This window comes from Enterococcus sp. DIV2467a (assembly GCF_050532945.1).
Classification (GTDB): Bacteria; Bacillota; Bacilli; order Lactobacillales; family Enterococcaceae; genus Enterococcus; species Enterococcus faecalis.
In genome coordinates this window covers 101352-122089 of record NZ_CP172896.1, presented here as the reverse complement: position 1 = coordinate 122089, position 20738 = coordinate 101352, and the positions used below count along the sequence as shown (strand labels likewise).

Below are 20738 nucleotides of genomic sequence, written 5' to 3'. Positions count from 1 at the left end.
AAAGTACACCGACCGCTAACGACGAATTGCTAGCGGTCGGTGTACTTTTATACAGGTAAGTAAGCTTCCCCTTTTGCAAATAGTTTAGCAGTACCACCAATAATGACTCGATCTTCTTTCACTTCACAAGTTAAAAAGCCGCCTCTTGAGGACACTTGATAGGCCGAAAGGGTCGTTTGATTGAGCCGTTTTCCCCAATAAGGAATTAAACTGGCGTGCGCAGAACCACAAACTGGATCTTCGTTAATTCTTAGTTTCGGGAAAAAAGTCCGTGAAACAAAATCCACCGAGTCTCCTGATGCCGTTACAATGACTCCTACTCCTAAATCCAATGCTTTTAATGCAGAAAAATCTGGTGTGATTTTTGCCACTGTCTCTTCATCTTTTAAGACAAAAAATAAATCGCGACCCAAATAAGCTTCATAAATTTTCGTGCCTAAAGCGTCTTCATACTCTGGCAAAATTGGAATCCTTTCCGGTAGGATATAAGGAAAATCTAGATAATAGTATTCCTCTTTTTTGGTCACTGCGAGCGGTCCACTTTGACTAGTAAAATGAAGCGTTTCTTCCGCAACGGAATAATAGTTAAATAACACAAAAGCCGTCGCTAATGTAGCATGCCCGCAGAGATCGATTTCTCGTTCCGGCGTAAACCAGCGCAGGGCGTAACTTTGTCCCTCTTTGACTGTAAAAGCAGTCTCTGACAAATTATTTTCAATCGCAATGTTTTGCATCACCGCTTCTGGCAACCATTTTTCCAAAACATAAACAGCGGCGGGATTGCCTTTAAAAACTTCCTCCGCGAAAGCATCGACAATATAATAGGGATAACTCATTTTAATTCTCTCCTTGTATTTTTTGATAAATGTATTCCGCGCAACACAAATCCTCAACTGCTAAGCCAACCGCATCAAAAATCGTGCGGCCTTTCTGCTCCGCCTTTAGTTTAACTTTGCCAGTCACTAATTCGCCGAGAGAACCTACAATTTTTTCAGCTGAAAAGGCACCTTCTGAAATCGGAATTAGAAGATCCCCGCTTTCTTTTAATGCAGCCGCGTACTCATCTACAAACACTTGACTGTTTTTAACAAGGTCGCTTGTTAATTCTCTGGAAGTCGGCGTGAATGTGCCAATCGCATTGATATGGGCATTCGGCAAAACGTCTTTTTCTTCTAAAAATGCGTCCTGACTGGAAGTTAGTGTACAGATAATTTCCGCTTCCTGGACGGCTTCTTGGACAGAAGAACAACCAATAAAGGTACATTCGGGGTAATTGTGCTGTTGCTTAGCGATTAATTTTCGTGCGCGTTCTGCTGTGCGGTCATATATAAAAACCTTTTCAATCGCCCGAACGCTTTGTAGCGCTGCGAGATGAGACGAAGCTTGTTGACCTGCACCAATCAAAGCGATACTTTTTGCCTTTGGAGCTGCTAAATAATCGGTTGCCAAAGCAGAAACAGCTGCTGTGCGAAGCCACGTAATCGCATTGGCGTCCATCATCGCAACTGGTCTTCCAGTAGAACTATCAAACAATAAAATTTGACCAAGATGTGAGGCCAAATTTTTTTGTGGATTTTCTGGAAAAGCTGTAATGATTTTTGCCCCAAAAAAGCGATTTTTTCCTAAGTAAGCAGGCATTAATGCAAAAAGATTCTGATTTTCCCCATCTGGTAAAACCTCTACATGGCGCTCACTTTGCGAAATTTTTCCTTTTTGCAACTCTGCAAAGCAACGTTTCATCACTTGAATTGCTTCGGAAAACGACAATTGTTGAATGACCCTCTCATAAGAAATAATGTCCATCTGAATTCCTCCCTTTGCGCTATCATAAACCAGACAAACAATACACTCAATGTTATAATTGTATGGAATACAATTTTATAGAAAGGAAGTTCCCCTCATGCCGATTAATTCCTATGAGAACTATGCGTTGTCATGGCGCCCTGTTAAAGAACGTTTAACAAGACCTTATTACCAATCATTGGTTCAACAATTAGAAGCGGATATCTTATCTGGTGCACTTCAAAAAAATGTGAAATTGCCTTCGCAAAGAGAATTAGCTGATTACTTGGATCTGAATTTCACGACGATTGGTCAAGCCTATAAACACGCTATGGAAAAAGGCTTACTTTATACCAACATCGGTAGCGGCACTTTCGTTTCTCCCAACGCGTTTCACTCAATTACAATCTCTACCAACCAAGTAGCGGACCATCTAATTGATTTAGGGCTGGTTAGTTCCTTTGATATGTGTAATCAGCGGATTTTACCTTTTATTGAATCCGTTAGTAAAAATGCGGCCCTTAACAGTTTGCTAAATTATCGCGATCCTTTAGGTACGCACTTTCAACGAGCAACCGCTGCCGAATGGCTTCAGACACAAGGCGTTCGGACCAATGCCGAAGAAGTTGCCATTGTATCTGGTGTCCAGAATGGACTGGCCGTGACGTTAGCCGCCGCTTTTTCTCCAGGTCAGCGGATTGCCGTAGATCGATACACGTATTCAAATTTTATTGAACTCGCCCAGCTTTATCATTTAGAAATCGTCCCGATTGGCTATGATTCCGAGGGGATGGACCCAGAGCATTTACTGCAAGAATGCAAAAAGAAAAAAATACATGGTATTTTCTTAATGCCCGCATGTAATAACCCGATTGGTTTCCAAATGTCTAGCGCCCGCCGAATGACTTTAGCTGAAATCATTCAGCAAGAACACTTATGGGTAATTGAAGATGACATTCATTCTTTTTTAACAACTTATGCACAGCAAGCAGTTTTACCAACGTTTCAAGAACTCTTACCTCAACAAACGATTTACTTAGCGGGGATGACAAAATTTGTCTGTACAGGCTTACGCATTGCGTACCTTGTTTTCCCTCCGCTTCTTCGCCAAGAAATAGAGCGTGCGATTTTTAATATTAACGTTAAAACTTCTGGCTTTGATGCTGAAATTGTCACCCAAGTCTTACGCTCACCAGTTGCAAAAGAATTAGTGATAGAAAAATTGGCTTTAACAAAACAAGCCAATGACTTATTTGATACCATTTTTGGGTTAGCTAGACCTAGCAATCCCTTGCCGTACTACCGAACTATTCCCCTTTCTACCGAAAAAACGGCGCCACAAATTGAACAAGAATTTCTCCAAAATGGGGTACGTCTTTTTCACTCGAGCCGCTTTACTGTGCAAAATCAGCCAGATGCTTTTTTACGAATTTCCTTGGCCTCCAATCAGCTTGAGGTATTGGCGAAAGGATTAACCATTATCCAAGAACTCTTACCGACATTAAACGAAAAGAAAGGACATTCCCTATGAATTCATTGCCAATACTTGAAAAAGCAGTGGGCACGATTACCCTGCTTTCCGAAGAAAAACAAAATGCCGAATATGAAGGCTTTTTATGCCAAGTTAATGAATCGCAACAGCTTATCCGCAGTCGCTTAGCCAAAAAAACGCCGAAAAAAGAAGGCTATTTTGCAGCCTTCTGGGAAAAAAATCAACAAAATCAGAACGAAGCCTTTGATGCAACGGAAGCCCCTGAAATGTTAGCAATTGTCATTGCTGATCAAGAAAAGCAAGGTCTCTTTCTTCTGCCGAAAGAATGTTTAATCCAACAAAAAATTCTCAAAACGAATCAACAAAAAGGCAAAATGGCGGCCCGTTTTTATCCTTCTTGGTGCCAAAACCTTAATCAAACCGCCAAAAAAACACAAAAATGGCAACTAGCTTACTTTACTGATTTATCTAAATACTAAAAACGTCAGCTGGCTTCAGAAGCCAGCTGACGTTTGTTTCTTCTACTGTTTAACCAATTGGTGGCGTACCTTCTGCGTTCCCAGCAATCGCTTCGATTTGAATCTGAGCACCTTTTGGTAAATCCGTCACACCAATCACTCTTCTTGCAGGCGTGCCTTCAGGGAAGTACGTTTGGTAGACGTCATCTACTGCCGCCAGCTCTTCAATCTCTTTCACAAAAATGTTCACTTTCACCAGATCAGCTAAGCTGTGATCCACACTTTCAATAATCGCTTTAATATTTTCTAAACATTGCGTCGTTTGTTCCTTGATTCCGCCAGCGACTAACGCATTTGTTTTAGGGTCCAATGGTAGCTGAGCTGATAGATGGTTGTAATGAGAAAAAGCAACAGTTTGTGTCGAAAATGGACACTTCGGTGCGTGCTCTGTATTATTTGCTTCAATAATTAATCCATGTCGATCTTCAATCGCTTGTGGTGGCGTACCATCCCCATGAGAAACCACCGCTTCTACTTGCACCGCCGCGCCCATTGGTAAATCAGCAACAGCAATCACTGTTCGTGCTGGCATATAATTGACCGTGCGCGCAATTCCTGAATCTGGGAAAAAAGCGGCATATACTTGATTGACAGCTTCCAGCTTAGATAAATCTTTTAAATAAATGTTGATCTTCACAATATCATCAAAAGGCACATCAATACTGGTTAAAATGGCTTTTATGTTTTTCAAACATTGCTTTGTTTGCGTTTTAACACAGCCAGCCACAACTCTGCCCGTTTGAGGATCTATAGGCAATTGTGCAGACAGATTGTTATAGTGAGAAAACGCGACCGTTTGACTGGCTAGAGCATCAATTGGTGCCTGAACAGTCTGATTTGTTAATTTAATTAAATCCCCAGCTTGAGGCGCATTAGGGATAGTTCCTTCCCCATTTGAAACAAGTGCCTCCATTTGAACGGAAGCGCCTAACGGCAAATCTGTGACGGCGACCACTGTTTTAGCTGGATAATAATGGGTAAAAAAGGCCACATAGACCTCCTCAACTGCGGCAGCATCCCGCATATCTTTGACAAAAATGGTCATTCTGACAATGTCACTCATCACATGGTTGATACTTTCAACAACCGCTTGGATATTTTTCAAGCATTGTGTCGCTTGGGACCGAATGCCACCTTCTACCAATTGTCCAGAGGTTGGCTCAATAGGTAACTGTGCTGACAAATGATTATAGTGGGAAAATGCGACTGTTTGGGCTGCGAGAGGATGCTTTGGTGCACGCTCTGTATTTCTTGCTAAGACGATATTTTCATTACTCATAACTCTACTCCCTTTTTTAGCATTCCAACAAAAATGATTCCGCTTACATTTTTAAGCATTAAACTTCCAACAAGATCCTTTTTATTTTCCTGCTTTTCTATTAATGGTGATAGCTTTCCACCACCACTTCTTTCAGTCTACAATAAGAACAGGAACATTTCAATAAGGCATTCCTAAATTGATTGTTGGCCCGCAAACAAATCTTCTTCAGTTAAAGAAGACTGGCACGAATCAAGCTTGATTCGTGCCAGTCTTTATAGATAACTCGTTAGCTTTAACTAGTTTTATTTAACCACCATATACTCACGATAATTTTCCGAGAACGTATCCATTAGCGTATAAATTCGTTCAAAATCATAGTCACGACGAGGGTCATCATACCAAACACATTGAATACTTCCAATAATTGGAAGATTTGGGCTACCTGCTGGCACATCTGTAAATGCTTTTTTCGACATATTTGCTAAAGCATCATCATATTGATAAATGCCAGAATCAACATTGCCAGCTACCCAATACCACGCATCATTGGTATTAAAAATTTTGTGTCCTTTTTGAACAAAGTACTCAGGTTTGGCTACGTCATATCCGCTCCAACCGGCTGTCCAATAAGAAATAATAATCTCTGGGTCAAATGTACCGAAAGAATCGTCGCTGTTGTAATAAATGCCATCATTGAAGCTCATTGGCTGCATGCCCGCATCTTTAATTATTTTAGCTAAATCATTCGCATAAGCGACAAAATCTTTGTAGCGCCCAGAAGATTGCAGTTTCGCCCAACCGCCTGTATCGACATCATTTGCATACTCATCGCCGCCAAAATTGAAAATTTCACTATGCGCGGAAAAATAAGCCACGTACTTACTGATAATCGCCTTTGTGAAATTCACTGCCTTTTGGTTCCCTAAATCTACTGTTCGTTTTGAGCCATCAAAAGCGGGATTTTTAATCGCTAGTTTTTCCATGGCCACTAACAAGGCATCCATATGTCCTGGACTGTTAATCACGGGAATGATGTTGATGTTGCGCGCTTTCGCAAAAGCCAACAACCGATCCATTTCTTTTTGTGTTAACGCGTTGCCATTAGGATCATTGTAATATGCGTTGTTGCCTCGTTGGATTGCTTTTGAAACCCGGTTGTGGTTGTATTTTTTACCATTCACATTGACCGACATATCATCCAAGATAAACCGTAAGCCATCATTTCCTAAAATTAATTGGACATCTGTGTACCCATTTTGACTGGCTTTGGCCACTAATTCTTCCAGTTGTTCCACGGAAAAATATTTTCTTCCCGCATCAATGGAGAAGACACTTTTTAAAGGTTGTGTTTGTTTCTCTTTTAAATTATCCAAAGCTGTTTGGACCTCCGTTTGCCAAGTAGTCACTTGCGCGGCTGTATACGTTTTTCCCGCAAGTTCTGTTGCGACTGTCTCTTTTGTTGTTTGTAGTGCTTGAATCGTTTCTGGTGTATAGCTTTCTGCCTTTTCAATGGCTGTAACTGCTTGATCCAACGCACGATATAAAGTGGTTAAGTCAATGGCTAACAGGCCGTTTTCTAATTCAGCATCATAGGTATTTGAAATCCCTTGGCCATAATCGCCACCTAAAATAGCTTTATTCACATCATAAAGCGTTGTTGCTTGTGTCACTGCTTCTGCGGCTTTATTTTGTGCTTCAAGGTCTGTGTTGGCGTAGCTAATTCGTTTTAAATAGTGTTGCGCAGCCGCTTTCATCTCTCCAAGAGAAACGCCTTTACTCTCTGCAATGGCCGTTTTTGTCCAAAGTAAATTGGAAGGTTTTATCTGATTTAAATCGTCTTCATTATAGGTGCGACCATCGCGATCTAAGGCATAGAGGAACATGCCCCCTAAATTATTTTCATAAGAATAACGAGCTACTTTATACATGTTACTTTCCATATACGGCTCTTTTGTGTCATACCAGCGGTTGCGATCTTGCTCTTCTGGGAAAGTTAATCCTGGAACAAATCGTTCCCCATTGAGAACCGGACTTAAATTATTTAATGCTCGTTGCGTGCGTTGGTCATCGCTGCCATACTGTTGATACGCGAGAAAATCGAAACAGTCACTGACATCTTGTAAAGGTGGTAAATATTCTGCATTGGTATCATACAAAAATGGACGATCCGTTCCCGACTTCGGTCCAATGTATTTTGATAATGCACGAATGACACCATTAGATAGAACAATATCTTTTTCACTTGGACGAGTTTCCATGTCAATATCTAACCCATCAATTCCTAAATCATCGACAAATTTGGTTAACAACTCTTTCGCATAAGCATCAAATTCTGCTTCTGTAGGCGTTGTTCCTGCGTAAGGAACTTTTAATAGCTCGCTGTAATCAATCCCACGAACTAAACGAACACCTCGTGCATGCAGTGCTGGCGCATACTCATTTTTTAACGTATCATAAAATGGCTGTGCAAGTGCTTCTTGTCCTTTTGGCACATAACTAAAGACATTCACAATGTCAATACCATAAGGAATATCGTGCATCGTTAGCCAATTTTCATCTGGCAATGTTGTATTAACTCCTTGTATCGTTTTGTCACGCCAAGCCCGATAATAAACCATAAAATGTTTCTCTTGGGTCGGCTCATTGGCTTGGCTGATCATTGGTTGATGAAACAGACTAAATAAGATAAACGCCAAGCCAACCAATAACGAAAGACCCAGCCAACTGACAATTGTTTCTCTGTTTTCTCCTTTTCTTGTCGATAAATTGTTCCCCACTTTGAACACCATTCCTTTCTGCACTCCGTTCATTTTTGTGTATCCGCCAAAAAAGAAAGCGCATACACAACCATCAATAGAATAACAAAAAATAACGAATTTGCAAAATAGAAACTGGAAAAATGAGGATTTTCTATAAAAATCTTTTCCCGCCTAAAATCACTTTCGTTAGGCGGCGTTTAAATGGTAAACTTTGAGACTTGCAAGAAAAATGGGCCTATTTTTCTTGCAAGTTTCCTTTACTTAGTCGTGATCAACATCGGCGATTTTCATAACAATTTTCCCTTGTGCTCGTCCTGTCAGTGAATAATCCACCGCTTCTTGAATTTGGCTAAAAGGTACGACTCGGTCAATTATCGGCTGTAATTTTCCCTGTTCAATGAACTCAGTGAGTAAAGCTAATTGCTCGCCATCGGGACGCATAAACAAAAAATGATAACTAACATCTGTGTCTTGCTCCAATCGATGAATCTTGCGGGTAGCTATTTTAAAGGCCCATTGTTTCCAAAGCGGCAAGCCATACTCTTTAGCAAAACGTTCGTTGGGAATGCCTGACAATGTAACAACTTTTCCCTGAGGTTTAACCACTGAAAAAGCTTTTTCTAAGATTGTCCCCCCCATTGTATCAAACACATAATCGTAGTCGGATAAAACTTCTTCAAAATTTTGTGTCCGGTAGTCAATCACTTCATCTGCTCCCAACGCTTGAACCCATTCTTTATTTTTACTACTCGTTGTGGTGGCAACGTAAGCGCCCGCTAGTTTTGCTAATTGAATCGCAATGGTTCCAATCCCTCCTGAACCTGCTTGAATCAGGACTTTCTGGCCTGGCTGTACATTCATAATATCATGTAGCGCTTGATAACTTGTCAAACCGACTAACGGAATGGCCGCAGCTTCTTCAAACGTTAAATTTTTCGGCTTCATAGCTACAGCCGCTTGATCCACAGCAATATATTCAGCAAAAGTTCCCACGCGATTTTTGGGTACTCGTCCGTAAACTGCATCGCCCAGCCTAAAATTTTGAACTTTTTTTCCAACAGAGACAACAATCCCAGCAAAATCACTGCCTAAAATCAGTGGCATTTGATAATTTAAAAGCATCTTTACTTTGCCATCTTTTGTTTTTAAATCAATCGGGTTGATACTGGCAGCGATAATTTTGACCAAAACATCATTGTCATGAATGGTGGGTAAGGGCACCTCCTCGATTGATAATTCTTTTTGTCCGTATTTATGAATTAAAGCGGCTTTCATCATTGAATCTTTCCTCTCTTTCTATCCCTTTTATTGGTTTAAAAGTTTAAACCTTTAATCAATTAGTATCTTAACGAAAAATGGGATCCACGTCAAGTTTCAGCCCTCAGCGTATTTTATTGACAAAAAACACGAAAAATGGTTTAATCGTTTAAAAATACGAACCAAAGAGGCGAAAGAATATGAAAGAATTAGAAGGAATTCAAACAGAATTTACTGCGCTTAGTGATTTTTTAATCGCATTGGGTGATGAAAAACGCCAAGCAATTATTATTGCACTGTTAGAAGACCAGGCCTGTGTTGGCCGTCGTGTCACTGAGTTAACAGAGGCGACACAACTCTCACGTCCCGCTGTTTCTCACCACTTAAAAATTTTGAAACAAGCCAAATTAATTGATTGTCGCAGTGAAGGAACTAAAAATTATTACTCACTTTCTCACGATACCACCAAAATTGAGCAACTCCAACAACTATTGACCCACATTACGTCGATTATGCCAGGGAGGAAGCAAGCATGAAAAAAATTCTCGTGGTCCTCACAAACGTTTCCCGTTATCACGGCACCGAAGAACCAACGGGCCTCTGGCTAGGTGAAGCCACGGAGTTCGTGGAAGAAGTAACCAAAGCAGGATTTTCAGTTGACTATGTTAGTCCCCAAGGAGGCTATGTCCCTTTGGATCCCCGGAGTATGAAATATGTAGATTCATCCATTATGGCAGTTTATGAAAGTGCTGATTTTCAAGAACGAGCGCTAGCGCATTCCCTCTCTCTTGAAGAAATTGAGCCAGATGAATACGCAGCAATTTACTTTACAGGAGGCCATGGCGTTATGTGGGACTTTCCTGATAATCCTCAGTTGCAAGCAATCACTCGTAGCCTTTACGAACAGGGCAAATACCTAACTTCTGTTTGTCACGGAATTGCTGGTCTTTTAAATGTCAAAGATGCGTCAGGAAATTATTTGATTGCAGATAAAACCATTACTGGCTTCACTACTGCAGAAGAAATTTTAGCCATGAAAAAAGCAGTTGTTCCTTTCTTAAACGAAACAATTGCCAAAGAACATGGTGCTACTTTTGCGAAAAAGCGTCCCTATAAAGAATTTGCGTATCAAGATGGCCGTATAATCACTGGGCAAAATCCTTTTTCTGTCCGCGCTGTCGCAAGATTGTTAATTCAACAACTATCAAAATGAAACAACAGCGACTACTTTTAGGTAGTCGCTGTTGTTTCATTGCTTCTTCTTTTTTCCGAAAGCCGAAGCCCTAACATAAAAAATTTTTGATTAGCTAAAGAGTAACATCGCGCCAATTAAGATAATTAGGTTAATTAAGCCTAAGACAATCATTGGTTTGGCCATGAATTTTGTCCAAGTGGCATATTGAACTTTGGAAATTTCCAAACCACCCATTACGACACCAGATGTTGGCGTGATCAAATTAATCAAGCCACAACCTGAAGCAAAAATCATAACCATCACTTCTGGACTTAAACCAATGTTTTTAGCTAACGCACCCATTACAGGAATAGAAACGTACGCTAAACCAGAAGTTGAAGGAATTAGGAAAGATAAACCTAAGTATAAAACAAAGGCACCGATGACAAATAAGACTGGGGAGAGTCCTTGTAATAAGCCTGCCGCTTTATCAAGGATAAATGAATCTAAATACGTTTTAGACATCAAAACAGATGCCCCGCGAGCAACTACGATAATTAAAACAACGGATAACATATCTTTGGCACCGTCGATAAATGCTTCAATGGTTTCTTTTTCAGTAAAGCGACCAATCAAGGCAGCAATGATCCCTAAAAGGAAGAACCACATCGCTAAGTCGCCAAAGTACCAGTCACCGAAACTGTTGCCTGTTAAAACAGACGTCCAGCCTTTGAAAATCGTCACTCCAAAGTCGTTCCATGGAATTAAGGAAACAATCATAATGACAAAACAGAAAGCGAATACCATTAAGATTTTTTTATGACGATTCGTAAATGGCATTTCTTTCGACGCTGCTTGTCCATACGTTTTTTCCATATCCTCTTGTTCTTGTAAAGATAAAATTGTTGAACCTTTGTCCGCCTTCACTTTTTTCGCATAACGCATCACAATGAAAATAGAATAGCTAGTAGAGGCCGCCCACAAAATAGCACCGACAATTAAAATAATTCCTGTATTCGGCTGAATGCCAATACCTCGCAACGCATCCATCGCTACCCCTGTGGAGAAAGGGTTAACCGTTGAACCGATAACACCTGATCCTGCACCCAATAACACAGTACCCACTGCGACAAACGTATCAAAACCAGCGGCGACCATGGTGGCACTCAATAAACCATAAAAAGGAATTGTTTCTTCTGCCATTCCATAAGTCGAACCACCAATAGAAAATAAAATCATTAAAATCGGAATGATTTTCAATTCGTTCCCTTTTAACTTTTTAACGACTGATTGAATCCCTGCTTCAAGAGCCCCAGTTTGTGTCACAATATTTAAAAAGCCACCAAGTACTAAAATAAAAATATTAATTTCAATGGCATCTTTAAACCCATTGAATGGAGCCATGATAATATCCGATAATTTGGCCCCTACCACGTGGTCAACCATTTTGCCATCAATTTCTCTTGGGGTAAATGGCTGGCCATTTAGCAAGACCGTTACGATACCTAAAACAATTAAAATAATAAATAAAATACTAAAAGACGAAAGCTGTTTTTTGTTTTTCTTCTTTTTTTCTGCCATATCCTTTTATACAGGAACCTACTTTCCTGTATCTCCCTTCTCTATGATTAATTACTCAATCGATCAATAAAGAATGGCGTATCTAGAAAAGTTAAGAATTTATGACTGTAGCTAATACGGTTCATTTGGACTAATTTTTTCATAACACTGCTTGCTGTTTCCCGCGTAGTTCCACTCATCCGTGCAATGTCATTAATGGTAATTGGACAAGTAATTGCAACGCGCTCTCTGTTGTCAATTCGTTCTCCTAAATCATTTAATAACATCGCCAGTGATGTCACAATCCGTTCACATGCATCATTGGTTGTTCCTTTTTGGATTTTGATCATACTTTCTTTTAAAAGGACCGATTGTTCTTGAATCCAATGAATCAATTGCTGGGGATTATTTTGGAGAAAACGCTCAAACAGTTTAACTGGCACAAACACAACCTCAATATCCGTATAGGCAATCGCGGAGTCGTAATGAACCTCATCTTGAAACAGTCCGATTCTCGGAAAAAGAGCCTGCTTTTTCATAAAATGCAGATAGGAAAAATTACCACTGCGATCATTTTTTTCAATTTTAATGACACCTGAAACCAATAAAATTAAATGATTTCTCGGATCACCTGGATAAAAAAGGACTTGGCCTTTTTTATAGGAGCGAACGAAACTCTCGTTGCGCAATTCTGTTAGTTCTGATTCAGAAAAGTATTGAAAATCTTGATTATTTTTAGTGATTATTTTCTCTATCATCATCTTAATTCTCCTAAATACTATACTTTATTTTGTCACAACCGTTCCTACGATTTCATCGCCGCTCATACTTCCTAAGTTTTCCAAAGAAGTGATAATTGCTTGTTTATTGGGTTGGCTTTCTACAAACTGAATGGCGGCTTCAATTTTCGGTAACATACTACCTGGTGCAAAATGACCCGCTTGTTTGTATTCTTCCAACTCTGCTACAGTGACATTGGTTAATTGTTTTTCATCTGGTTTGCCATAATTAATACACACATAATCCACGCCAGTTAAAATAACTAGTGCATCCGCATCCACTAATTCTGCCAGTTTTTCAGAAGCAAAATCTTTATCGATTACTGCTTCGACACCTTTTAATTCTTGTCCTACGACAGGGATGCCACCACCACCACATGAAATGGTAATTATATCATTTTTTATTAAGGTATTAATAGTCTCAGCCTCGTGGATGTCAATTGGCTTAGGACTTGGAACGACTTTGCGCCAGCCACGTCCTGCATCTTCTTTAAAAATAGCACCTGCTTGCATTGCTTCTTTGGCTTCAGCTTCTGTTAAAAATGGACCGATCGGTTTTGTTGGATTTTTGAATGCCTCATCTGCTGGATCTACGACCACCTGTGTTAAAACAGTAGCCACTTGTTTCTTGATTCCTGCTTTGTTTAATTCTTGATTAAGCGCATTGGACAACCAGTAGCCGATACTTCCTTGTGTCATAGCAACACACGTATCTAGCGGCATCGCTGGATTTTTTTCAGAATCAGCTGCTTGTTGTTGCAATAATAGATTTCCGACTTGTGGACCATTGCCATGTGAAACAATCAACCGATGCCCTTGTTTAATTAAATGAACTAAATAGGCAGATGTTTGAACTAATGCTTGCTGTTGTGCGTGTGCGCTAGCATCATTTGAAAGGATGGCATTTCCGCCTAGTGCAACGACCATTTTTTTCCCCATTACAAATCCTTCTTTCCTATCATAATAAAGAATAGGCCGCCCTTCAAAAGAATCTCTTAAAGGGCGAAACGACTATTCTTTTTTCAATGTTTTTTCAGTTGCTTCCTACACACGAGGAATGAATAAGTTGCCTAAAGTAGCTGCCATGATCGCTTTAATAGAATGCATTCTGTTTTCTGCTTCTTCAAATTGACGACCATATTTACTGCGGAAGACTTCATCCGTGATTTCCATTTCAGTAATGCCGAATTTTTCAGCAACCATTTCTCCGTATTGTGTTTTCGTATCATGAAAGGCTGGCAAACAGTGTAATACGATTAAATCGCCATCCATGTTTTCGGTTTTTTCTAACATAGCCATATTAATTTGATAAGGTTTCAACAGATTGACACGTTCTTCAAATTTATCTTCTTCACCCATGGACACCCAAACGTCTGTATATAACACGTTGGCTCCTTTAACACCTTTAGCAACGTCGTCTGTAATCATTAATTCTGCACCAGATTCTTTCGCAAATTCTTTTGCATAATTAACGACTTCATCAGAAGGGAACAATTCTTTTGGTGCACAAATGCGAACATTTACGCCTAAAATAGCACCTGTCACTAACAAGCTGTTTGCCATGTTGTTACGGCCATCGCCGACATATACTAAAGTGATTCCTTCTAAACGACCAAAGTTTTCTTTCACTGTCATAAAGTCCGCAATCATTTGTGTTGGATGCCATTGATCCGTTAAACCATTCCAAACAGGAACACCAGAATATTTCGCTAAATCTTCCACTACTTCTTGACTAAACCCACGGAACTCAATCCCGTCAAACATACTACCTAAAACAATCGCTGTATCTTCAACAGATTCTTTTTTACCTAATTGAATATCGTTGGCGCCTAAATACTCAGGATGTGCCCCTAAATCAATCGCTGCTGTAGTAAATGCAGAGCGTGTCCGTGTCGAAGTTTTTTCAAATAAAAGAGCGATATTTTTTCCTTCTAAATAGTGATGTGGAATCCCTTTTTTCTTCAATTCTTTTAAGTGAATACTGAAGTCTACCAAATACTCTAATTCTGCTCTTGTAAAATCTTTTTCTGCTAATAAACTACGTCCTTGAAATACTGAATTCATGATGATTCCTCCTATTTTTGGGTGTTTTTTAAAGATCTTCACGGTAAAGTGGCATACTCATACAACGAGGGCCACCACGGCCACGTACTAGTTCACTTCCTGGAATGTAATTCAATTTAACGCCTGCTTCTTCTAGCGCTTTATTCGTAATCGTATTCCGATCGTAAACAACAACTTCCCCAGGGGCAATTGCTAATGTATTTGAACCGTCGTTCCATTGTTCACGGGCTGCTGCTGTTAAATTTCCAGCGCCGCAACGGATTAGTTGAACATTGTCTAAATGCAAGTATTTGCATAAAATGTTATCTAATGTATCTTTTTCTTTTGTAATTTGGATGTCTCCATCTGCTTTTTCAGTGATCGAGTAAACAACCAAGCCGCCTTCGATTTCTGGATGAATCGTAAATTTATCATAGTCAATCATGGTAAAAACGGTATCTAAATGCATGAATTTACGATGTTCACCGATATCAAAAGCCAAGATATTTTTGAATCCTAATTTTTGTTCAAAAATATTTCTCGCAATTTTTTCAATTGACGCGGCATCCGTTCTTTGAGAAATCCCAATGGCCACTACTTCTTTTGAAAGAATTAATTCATCGCCACCTTCAATTCTGGTTGATTCTGAACGATCATAGACTCTAGGAACCTCTTTTCCAGCAAAACGAGGATGATAATCAAAAATGTATTGCCCAAAAATAGTTTCCCGTTGTCGAGTTACTGAATACATATGATTTAAAGAAATCCCGTGCCCCATTGTCGCAAAGTTATCACGCGTGAAGTATAAGTTAGGCATTGGATCAATAATGAATGGATAATCCGCTTCAACCATATCTGTTAAAAATTCTTGCTCATATTTAGGTAATTCTTGTTTTTGAATGCCTGCAATCGCTTTTTGAATCAGTTCTTCGTTGTCGTCAATTTCTAACATTAACTCTCTAACTTTTTCTTTTGCTGATTCGCTGCGAATATTGGCTTCTTCTAAGAATTGGTCAATAAATTGTCGGCGGACCTCTTCATTAATCAACGCTTCAGCAGCTAAGTCCTCTAAATAGACCACTTCGATATCTTTTGATCGTAACAACTCTGCAAATGCATCATGTTCTGCTTGTGCTTTTTCTAAAAACGGAATATCATCAAACAACAGTCTCTCCAGATAATCTGGCATTAAATTTTCTAATTCCTTACCTGGACGATGTAACATCACTGTTTTCAATTTCCCGATTTCAGAAAATACATTAATTGGATGACTCATGTGAAATAACCTCCTCAACTTAATTACAAACACAGAATAACAGACCTGATTAACCTAGGACGTGAGCCATTTGCCAAACAAAATACCAAATATACAACGGTATTCTTTCTTATGCATATTTCTAGCCTAAAAGAATGCGCTTTCATAGATATTCTAAAAAAATAATGCATAATTAAATAAAAAAAAATGCATTTATTCAAAAAAAATTATTTCTCCACACACTTCATAAAGTTATAATCTTATAGAGGTAAAAGTAAGGAAAAGTAAGGGAGCCAGAAGTCAAAACGACTTCTGGCTCCCTTACTTTTATGCGTTACTTTTTGACAAAGGTGTTGGCTGAATAAATTGTTGAAAATACTGCTCTAGTTCTTGTGCTTTTTCCTCGGATGATGAAACAATAATAACAGTGTCGAAGCCAGCGACAGAACATTTCTTTTCACACAAAGACACTTCATCAAGTACAGCTGAAAACAATGTTGCGTTGTCTGGTAATGTATGAACCACTAGTAAAAAGGCGACACGTTCAACTTTGGTCACTACCTCACGAATTGCTTGTATCAACTGTTCTTTTTTTCGTTCTTCTAAAGAAGTGAATTGTTCAAAAATCGTTAACCGCATCTCGCCAGACTCATCCAATGCTTTGACGACTTTTAATTCCCATAAATCCCGTGAAATCGTTGCTTGTGCGACATTTATCTCGCGCTTTTTTAATTCTCTTAACAACTCATTTTGACTATGAATTACAGTTGTTTGAATGATTTCTTTAATCAAACTTTGGCGTGTTTGCTTATTCACAAATAACACCCTTCCTCCAGACATTTACAAAGCAATACTAGCAGAATCTCTCTAATTAGAATAGAAAAAGGGTCGTTTAGCCAAAAGATTCTCATTGATTTTGTCGGATATTTCGCATTTAAAAAAGTGAGACTTGCACAATTTAGTAAAACGTTGTACAGTGATTTTAGGGAATTACTGGCACCGTTTTAAATAACAGCAATGATGTTTTTTTGCATGATTAACTGAACTGGAGGAAAGTAATGAACCGATTAAAACGCCAAACGATGATTAAGCGATTGGTCACAGAAAATGAAATCCATACACAAAGTGAATTACTAGCATTATTGGAAAAAGAAAATATTCACACCACACAAGCAACTATTTCTCGTGACATTCGTGAGCTGAATTTAAACAAAGTAGACAATGGTCAAGGAGAAGCCTATTATCGTATCTTGAATAATTCTGCCCTTCGTCCAAAATATAAAACAGATGAAGAACGTCTTGTTGACATTATTATTGAAACTGGTGTTTCTTTAACACAAATAGAGTTCACAAATCTTTTAACCGTCTTACCTGGCAACGGGCAAGCCATTGGGGTTTTAATTGATCGCATACGTATCCACAACCCTCATATCTTGGGCTGCATCGCTGGGGATGATACCATCTTAATTCTTTCAAAAAATAAAGAAGATGCCCTTGAAGTTAACAACTATTTCCAGCAGTATTTGTACCACCCATAATTCATCACTTAGTAAAATCGACTATTTTTTGACATCATTGCTATTTTTATTAAAGATAAATAAAAAAAGGCGTCTCAGTGAAAGCTGAGGCGTTTTCTCATGAGTTTTTCTTTTGAACACCGTCTTTTTTTTGTATAATAATCAAAAAGCAAAGAAAGGGTTTCTTATGACTGAACAATTCATACTCACTTCAAACGATCAACAAACTCAGCTCAATGTACGTCATTGGCCCTGTCCTTCACCCAAAGCCGTAGTTCAATTGATTCACGGCATGGCAGAGCATATCCAACGTTATGATGAATTTGCTCGTTTTTTAAATCAATTAGGGTTTGCCGTAATTGGTCATGATCATCTAGGTCATGGCGAATCTGTACAACCAAGCGCACCAATCTATGGTTTTTTTGGAGAACAAGGGCCTGAAAATGTCGTTACAGATATTCATCAAGTGAAACAATGGGCTGTGAATCGCTATCCACAATTGCCCTATTTTATGATGGGTCACAGCATGGGGTCTTTCGCCTTGCGCAACTATCTGCAAGACTATCCTGTGACTGTGCAAGGAGTCATTTTCATGGGCACTGGAACAAGTCCGTTACCTTTAACCGCAGCATTGCCTTTTATTAAAAAAATGGCCGAGAAACAGCCGAAAAAACCAGCTCCGTTCATTGATAAGCTGGCATTTGGTTCTTTTAGTAAAAAATTTCCTGAAGCAAGTTCCTTTAATTGGCTTTCTAAAAATCAAGCCAATGTGGCTGACTATGAAAATGACCCATTAATGGGCTTCATATTTACCAATAATGGTTTTGCTACCCTTTTTTCACTTGTTAAACGAGCCAATCAAAAGAATTGGTACCAAGCGATCCCAAAAGAATTGCCTATTTTGATCATTAGTGGCGCTGAAGACCCAGTTGGTGATTTCAGCAAGGGTCCAGCGAAAATTCAAAAGCAATTAAAGCATGCAGGTTTTCAGCACGTGACGTTACGACTATTTCCCACATTGCGTCATGAAATTTTATTAGAAACGGAAAAAGCTACAGTTTTTCAAGAAATTGGGCATTGGTTAACGGATTTAACGAATTAAAAAAGAAGGTTGATGTTGTGACATCAACCTTCTTTTTTAATCTATTTTCGTTAAACCGCCCATATAAGGACGTAGAACTTCTGGAATCGTTACGGTGCCATCTTCATTTTGATAATTTTCCAAAATAGCAGCCACTGTTCGACCAACAGCAAGTCCTGACCCATTAAGTGTATGGGCATACTGAACATGACCCGTTTTATCACGATAACGAATCAACGCCCGACGTGCTTGGAAGTCTTCACAGTTTGAACAAGAACTAATTTCTCGATACGTTTTCTGTGCCGGAATCCAAACTTCTAAATCATAGGTTTTCGCTGCCGAGAAGCCCATATCACCTGTCGAAAGAGTAATCACTCGATAAGGGAGGCCCAATTTTTCTAAAATGTCTCCAGCATTGTTGGTCATTTTTTCTAATTCTTCATAGGAGTGTTCTGCATCACTAAATTTAACCATTTCTACTTTATGGAACTGGTGTAAACGAATTAATCCTCGGGTATCACGACCTGCACTACCCGCTTCCGAGCGAAAAGAAGGACTTAAAGCAGTAAAATAAATCGGTAACTCTTGCGCATCTAAAATTTCATTATTATAGTAGTTAGTTAACGGGACTTCCGCTGTGGGGATCAGCGTCAAATCACTTTCTGCAACTTGGAAGACATCTTCTTTGAACTTAGGAAACTGACCAGTGCCAAACATTGCTTTGCTATTGACCAAATAAGGAGGAATCACCTCGGTATAACCATGTTCATTAACATGTTGATCTAACATAAAATTATAGACCGCTCGTTCTAAACGAGCCCCTAAGCCTTTGTAATAAAGAAAACGGCTACCAGATACTTTCGCGCCTCTTTCAAAATCTAAAATTCCTAAGGCTTCACCGATTTCCCAATGTGGTTTCGGTTCAAATGAAAAAGTTTTCGGCGTACTCCACCGCCGAACTTCTACGTTGGCGGCTTCGTCTGCGCCAACAGGTACGCTCTCATGAGGTAAGTTAGGCAAACGTTCTGCAATGGCTGTGCATTGTTCTTGCAAATGAACAACTTCTTGGTCTAAAACTTTAATTTGCTCGCTAACTTCTTGCATATTTAGTAATTGTTGTGAAGCATCTTTTTGTGCACGCTTTAATTGTGCAATTTCTCCTGATACCTGATTACGGTGTTTTTTCAGTTCTTCAACTTTAACAAGTAACGCTCTCCGTTCTTCATCTAAAGCCAAAAAGCGTAATAAAACTTCCTCGTCCACACCACGTGTTTTTAACTTTTTCTGTACCACTTCTACATTTTGGCGAATTTTTTTCATATCCAGCATCTTATTTCCCTCTTCATGATTAAATTTTAAACAATGGTGAATTTTACTTTTTCAAAAATCTCATTCTTCATTCGTTGGCCAGTCGCTGTGCCAGCTAAGCCACCTAAACCCGTTTCTCTCAATTCTCGTGGTAATTGACGGCCGACTTTATTCATGGCTTCCACCACTTCATCTGCTGGTATTTTATTTACAATTCCAGCTAAAGCCATATCTGCAGCGATTAACGCATTGCCTGCACCTACTGTATTTCGTTTGACACAAGGAATTTCGACTAACCCAGCCACTGGGTCACAAACTAAACCTAATAAATTCCCTAAAGCCATAGCAAAAGCTTCAGAAGATTGGCGTGGTGTTCCGCCAGCCGCTTCAACAGCTGCAGCGGCGGCCATCGCTGAAGCACTGCCTACTTCGGCTTGACATCCACCAACAGCACCAGCAATCATCGCATTGTTGGCTGTGACCATCCCAAATAAAGAACTGGTAAACAAGAAACGAATTTGTTGATCACGCGTTAAATTCAAGGTATTTTTAATCGCTGTTAAAACCCCTGGTAAGGTGCCACTTGCACCAGCAGTTGGCGTTGCGCAAACAACGCCCATTGCTGCATTGACTTCATTAGTACCTAGTGCGGCTTGAACTGCAGACATCATTAAATCACCTGATAACGTTTTGCCAGCTGCGCGGTATTTTTTTAAACGAGCCGCATCACCGCCCGTTAACCCAGTAGGAGAAAAAACGCCTGCCCCTTCTTGCGAGCGTTTGACAGCAGCATCCATTACATCCAAATTTTGACCCATCTGTGTCCAAATTTCTTCATAGCTTTTTTGGCTACGCTCCATTTCTTGCTCAATCATCAAATCAGAGATTTTTTTTCCTGTTTTTTCAGCTTTATCGATAAATTCTTCAATCGAAAGGTACATATGTCAAACTC

At 39.4% G+C, this 20738-nt stretch carries 19 protein-coding genes; 6 read left to right on the top strand and 13 right to left on the bottom strand.

Going from position 1 to position 20738, the window contains the following annotated elements; all coding sequences use genetic code 11:
• Positions 1 to 47 precede the first annotated feature (47 nt).
• Both IGL80_RS00505 and IGL80_RS00500 read right to left on the bottom strand, forming a co-directional pair.
• Positions 48 to 836, bottom strand: coding sequence for a PhzF family phenazine biosynthesis protein (locus IGL80_RS00505; protein WP_002359268.1), 789 nt, complete (start codon positions 834 to 836; stop codon positions 48 to 50).
• A gap of 1 nt (position 837) precedes the next feature.
• A complete protein-coding gene (locus IGL80_RS00500) occupies positions 838 to 1803 on the bottom strand; it encodes an ornithine cyclodeaminase family protein (RefSeq protein ID WP_002359267.1) in 966 nt (321 codons plus the stop codon).
• A 97-nt stretch (positions 1804 to 1900) separates the two neighbouring features.
• Between IGL80_RS00500 and IGL80_RS00495 the strand changes: the two genes are divergently transcribed.
• Entirely contained in the window at positions 1901 to 3313 is a 1413-nt protein-coding gene (locus IGL80_RS00495) for a PLP-dependent aminotransferase family protein (RefSeq protein ID WP_002359266.1), read from the top strand.
• Positions 3310 to 3753 (top strand): MepB family protein, encoded by a 444-nt coding sequence (locus IGL80_RS00490; protein WP_002359265.1) that lies wholly within the window; start codon positions 3310 to 3312, stop codon positions 3751 to 3753. Before IGL80_RS00495 ends, IGL80_RS00490 begins: the two co-directional genes overlap by 4 nt.
• A gap of 49 nt (positions 3754 to 3802) precedes the next feature.
• Here IGL80_RS00490 and IGL80_RS00485 read toward each other — a convergent pair whose 3' ends face one another.
• The 3 genes from IGL80_RS00485 to IGL80_RS00475 form a co-directional block, all read right to left on the bottom strand.
• Positions 3803 to 5071, bottom strand: a complete 1269-nt coding sequence (locus tag IGL80_RS00485; RefSeq protein ID WP_002359264.1) for a RidA family protein — start codon at positions 5069 to 5071, stop codon at positions 3803 to 3805.
• 284 nt (positions 5072 to 5355) lie between these two features.
• The gene (locus tag IGL80_RS00480; protein WP_010708465.1) at positions 5356 to 7863 is read right to left on the bottom strand and encodes an EndoS/ChiA family endoglycosidase; all 2508 of its coding nucleotides are present in this window, start codon (positions 7861 to 7863) and stop codon (positions 5356 to 5358) included.
• 210 nt (positions 7864 to 8073) lie between these two features.
• Complete coding sequence (locus tag IGL80_RS00475; protein WP_002404355.1) at positions 8074 to 9090, bottom strand: NADP-dependent oxidoreductase; 1017 nt, start codon at positions 9088 to 9090, stop codon at positions 8074 to 8076.
• Between the two features lie 179 nt (positions 9091 to 9269).
• Here IGL80_RS00475 and IGL80_RS00470 point away from each other — a divergent pair, with 179 nt between their 5' ends.
• Both IGL80_RS00470 and IGL80_RS00465 read left to right on the top strand, forming a co-directional pair.
• The gene (locus IGL80_RS00470) at positions 9270 to 9605 is read left to right on the top strand and encodes an ArsR/SmtB family transcription factor (protein ID WP_002359261.1); all 336 of its coding nucleotides are present in this window, start codon (positions 9270 to 9272) and stop codon (positions 9603 to 9605) included.
• Entirely contained in the window at positions 9602 to 10282 is a 681-nt protein-coding gene (locus tag IGL80_RS00465; RefSeq protein WP_002359260.1) for a type 1 glutamine amidotransferase domain-containing protein, read from the top strand. Before IGL80_RS00470 ends, IGL80_RS00465 begins: the two co-directional genes overlap by 4 nt.
• A 90-nt stretch (positions 10283 to 10372) precedes the next feature.
• Here the strand turns inward: IGL80_RS00465 and IGL80_RS00460 are convergent, their stop codons facing one another.
• The 6 genes from IGL80_RS00460 to IGL80_RS00435 form a co-directional block, all read right to left on the bottom strand.
• Positions 10373 to 11824 carry a YfcC family protein gene (locus IGL80_RS00460; RefSeq protein WP_002356134.1) on the bottom strand — a complete coding sequence of 484 codons (1452 nt, stop codon included), beginning with the start codon at positions 11822 to 11824 and terminating at the stop codon, positions 10373 to 10375.
• Positions 11825 to 11871: 47 nt separating this feature from the next.
• Entirely contained in the window at positions 11872 to 12564 is a 693-nt protein-coding gene (locus IGL80_RS00455) for a Crp/Fnr family transcriptional regulator (protein WP_002356133.1), read from the bottom strand.
• Positions 12565 to 12588: 24 nt separating this feature from the next.
• Entirely contained in the window at positions 12589 to 13521 is a 933-nt protein-coding gene (arcC, locus tag IGL80_RS00450) for a carbamate kinase (RefSeq protein ID WP_002356132.1), read from the bottom strand.
• A 105-nt stretch (positions 13522 to 13626) separates the two neighbouring features.
• Positions 13627 to 14649 (bottom strand): ornithine carbamoyltransferase, encoded by a 1023-nt coding sequence (gene argF / locus IGL80_RS00445; protein WP_160747730.1) that lies wholly within the window; start codon positions 14647 to 14649, stop codon positions 13627 to 13629.
• A gap of 25 nt (positions 14650 to 14674) precedes the next feature.
• Positions 14675 to 15901, bottom strand: coding sequence for an arginine deiminase (gene arcA, locus IGL80_RS00440; protein ID WP_002356129.1), 1227 nt, complete (start codon positions 15899 to 15901; stop codon positions 14675 to 14677).
• A 306-nt stretch (positions 15902 to 16207) separates the two neighbouring features.
• Positions 16208 to 16720 (bottom strand): arginine repressor, encoded by a 513-nt coding sequence (locus IGL80_RS00435; RefSeq protein ID WP_002387472.1) that lies wholly within the window; start codon positions 16718 to 16720, stop codon positions 16208 to 16210.
• Positions 16721 to 16938: 218 nt separating this feature from the next.
• On the opposite strand from IGL80_RS00435, the gene IGL80_RS00430 reads away from it, so the two are divergent.
• Positions 16939 to 17418 carry an arginine repressor gene (locus IGL80_RS00430; protein WP_002356125.1) on the top strand — a complete coding sequence of 160 codons (480 nt, stop codon included), beginning with the start codon at positions 16939 to 16941 and terminating at the stop codon, positions 17416 to 17418.
• Between the two features lie 130 nt (positions 17419 to 17548).
• A complete protein-coding gene (locus IGL80_RS00425) occupies positions 17549 to 18499 on the top strand; it encodes an alpha/beta hydrolase (RefSeq protein ID WP_002359256.1) in 951 nt (316 codons plus the stop codon).
• Positions 18500 to 18535: 36 nt separating this feature from the next.
• On the opposite strand, the gene serS is transcribed toward IGL80_RS00425, so the two are convergent.
• Positions 18536 to 19807, bottom strand: a complete 1272-nt coding sequence (gene serS / locus IGL80_RS00420) for a serine--tRNA ligase (RefSeq protein WP_002356123.1) — start codon at positions 19805 to 19807, stop codon at positions 18536 to 18538.
• Positions 19808 to 19833: 26 nt separating this feature from the next.
• Positions 19834 to 20727, bottom strand: coding sequence for an L-serine ammonia-lyase, iron-sulfur-dependent, subunit alpha (gene sdaAA, locus IGL80_RS00415; RefSeq protein ID WP_002356122.1), 894 nt, complete (start codon positions 20725 to 20727; stop codon positions 19834 to 19836).
• Positions 20728 to 20738 lie beyond the last annotated feature (11 nt).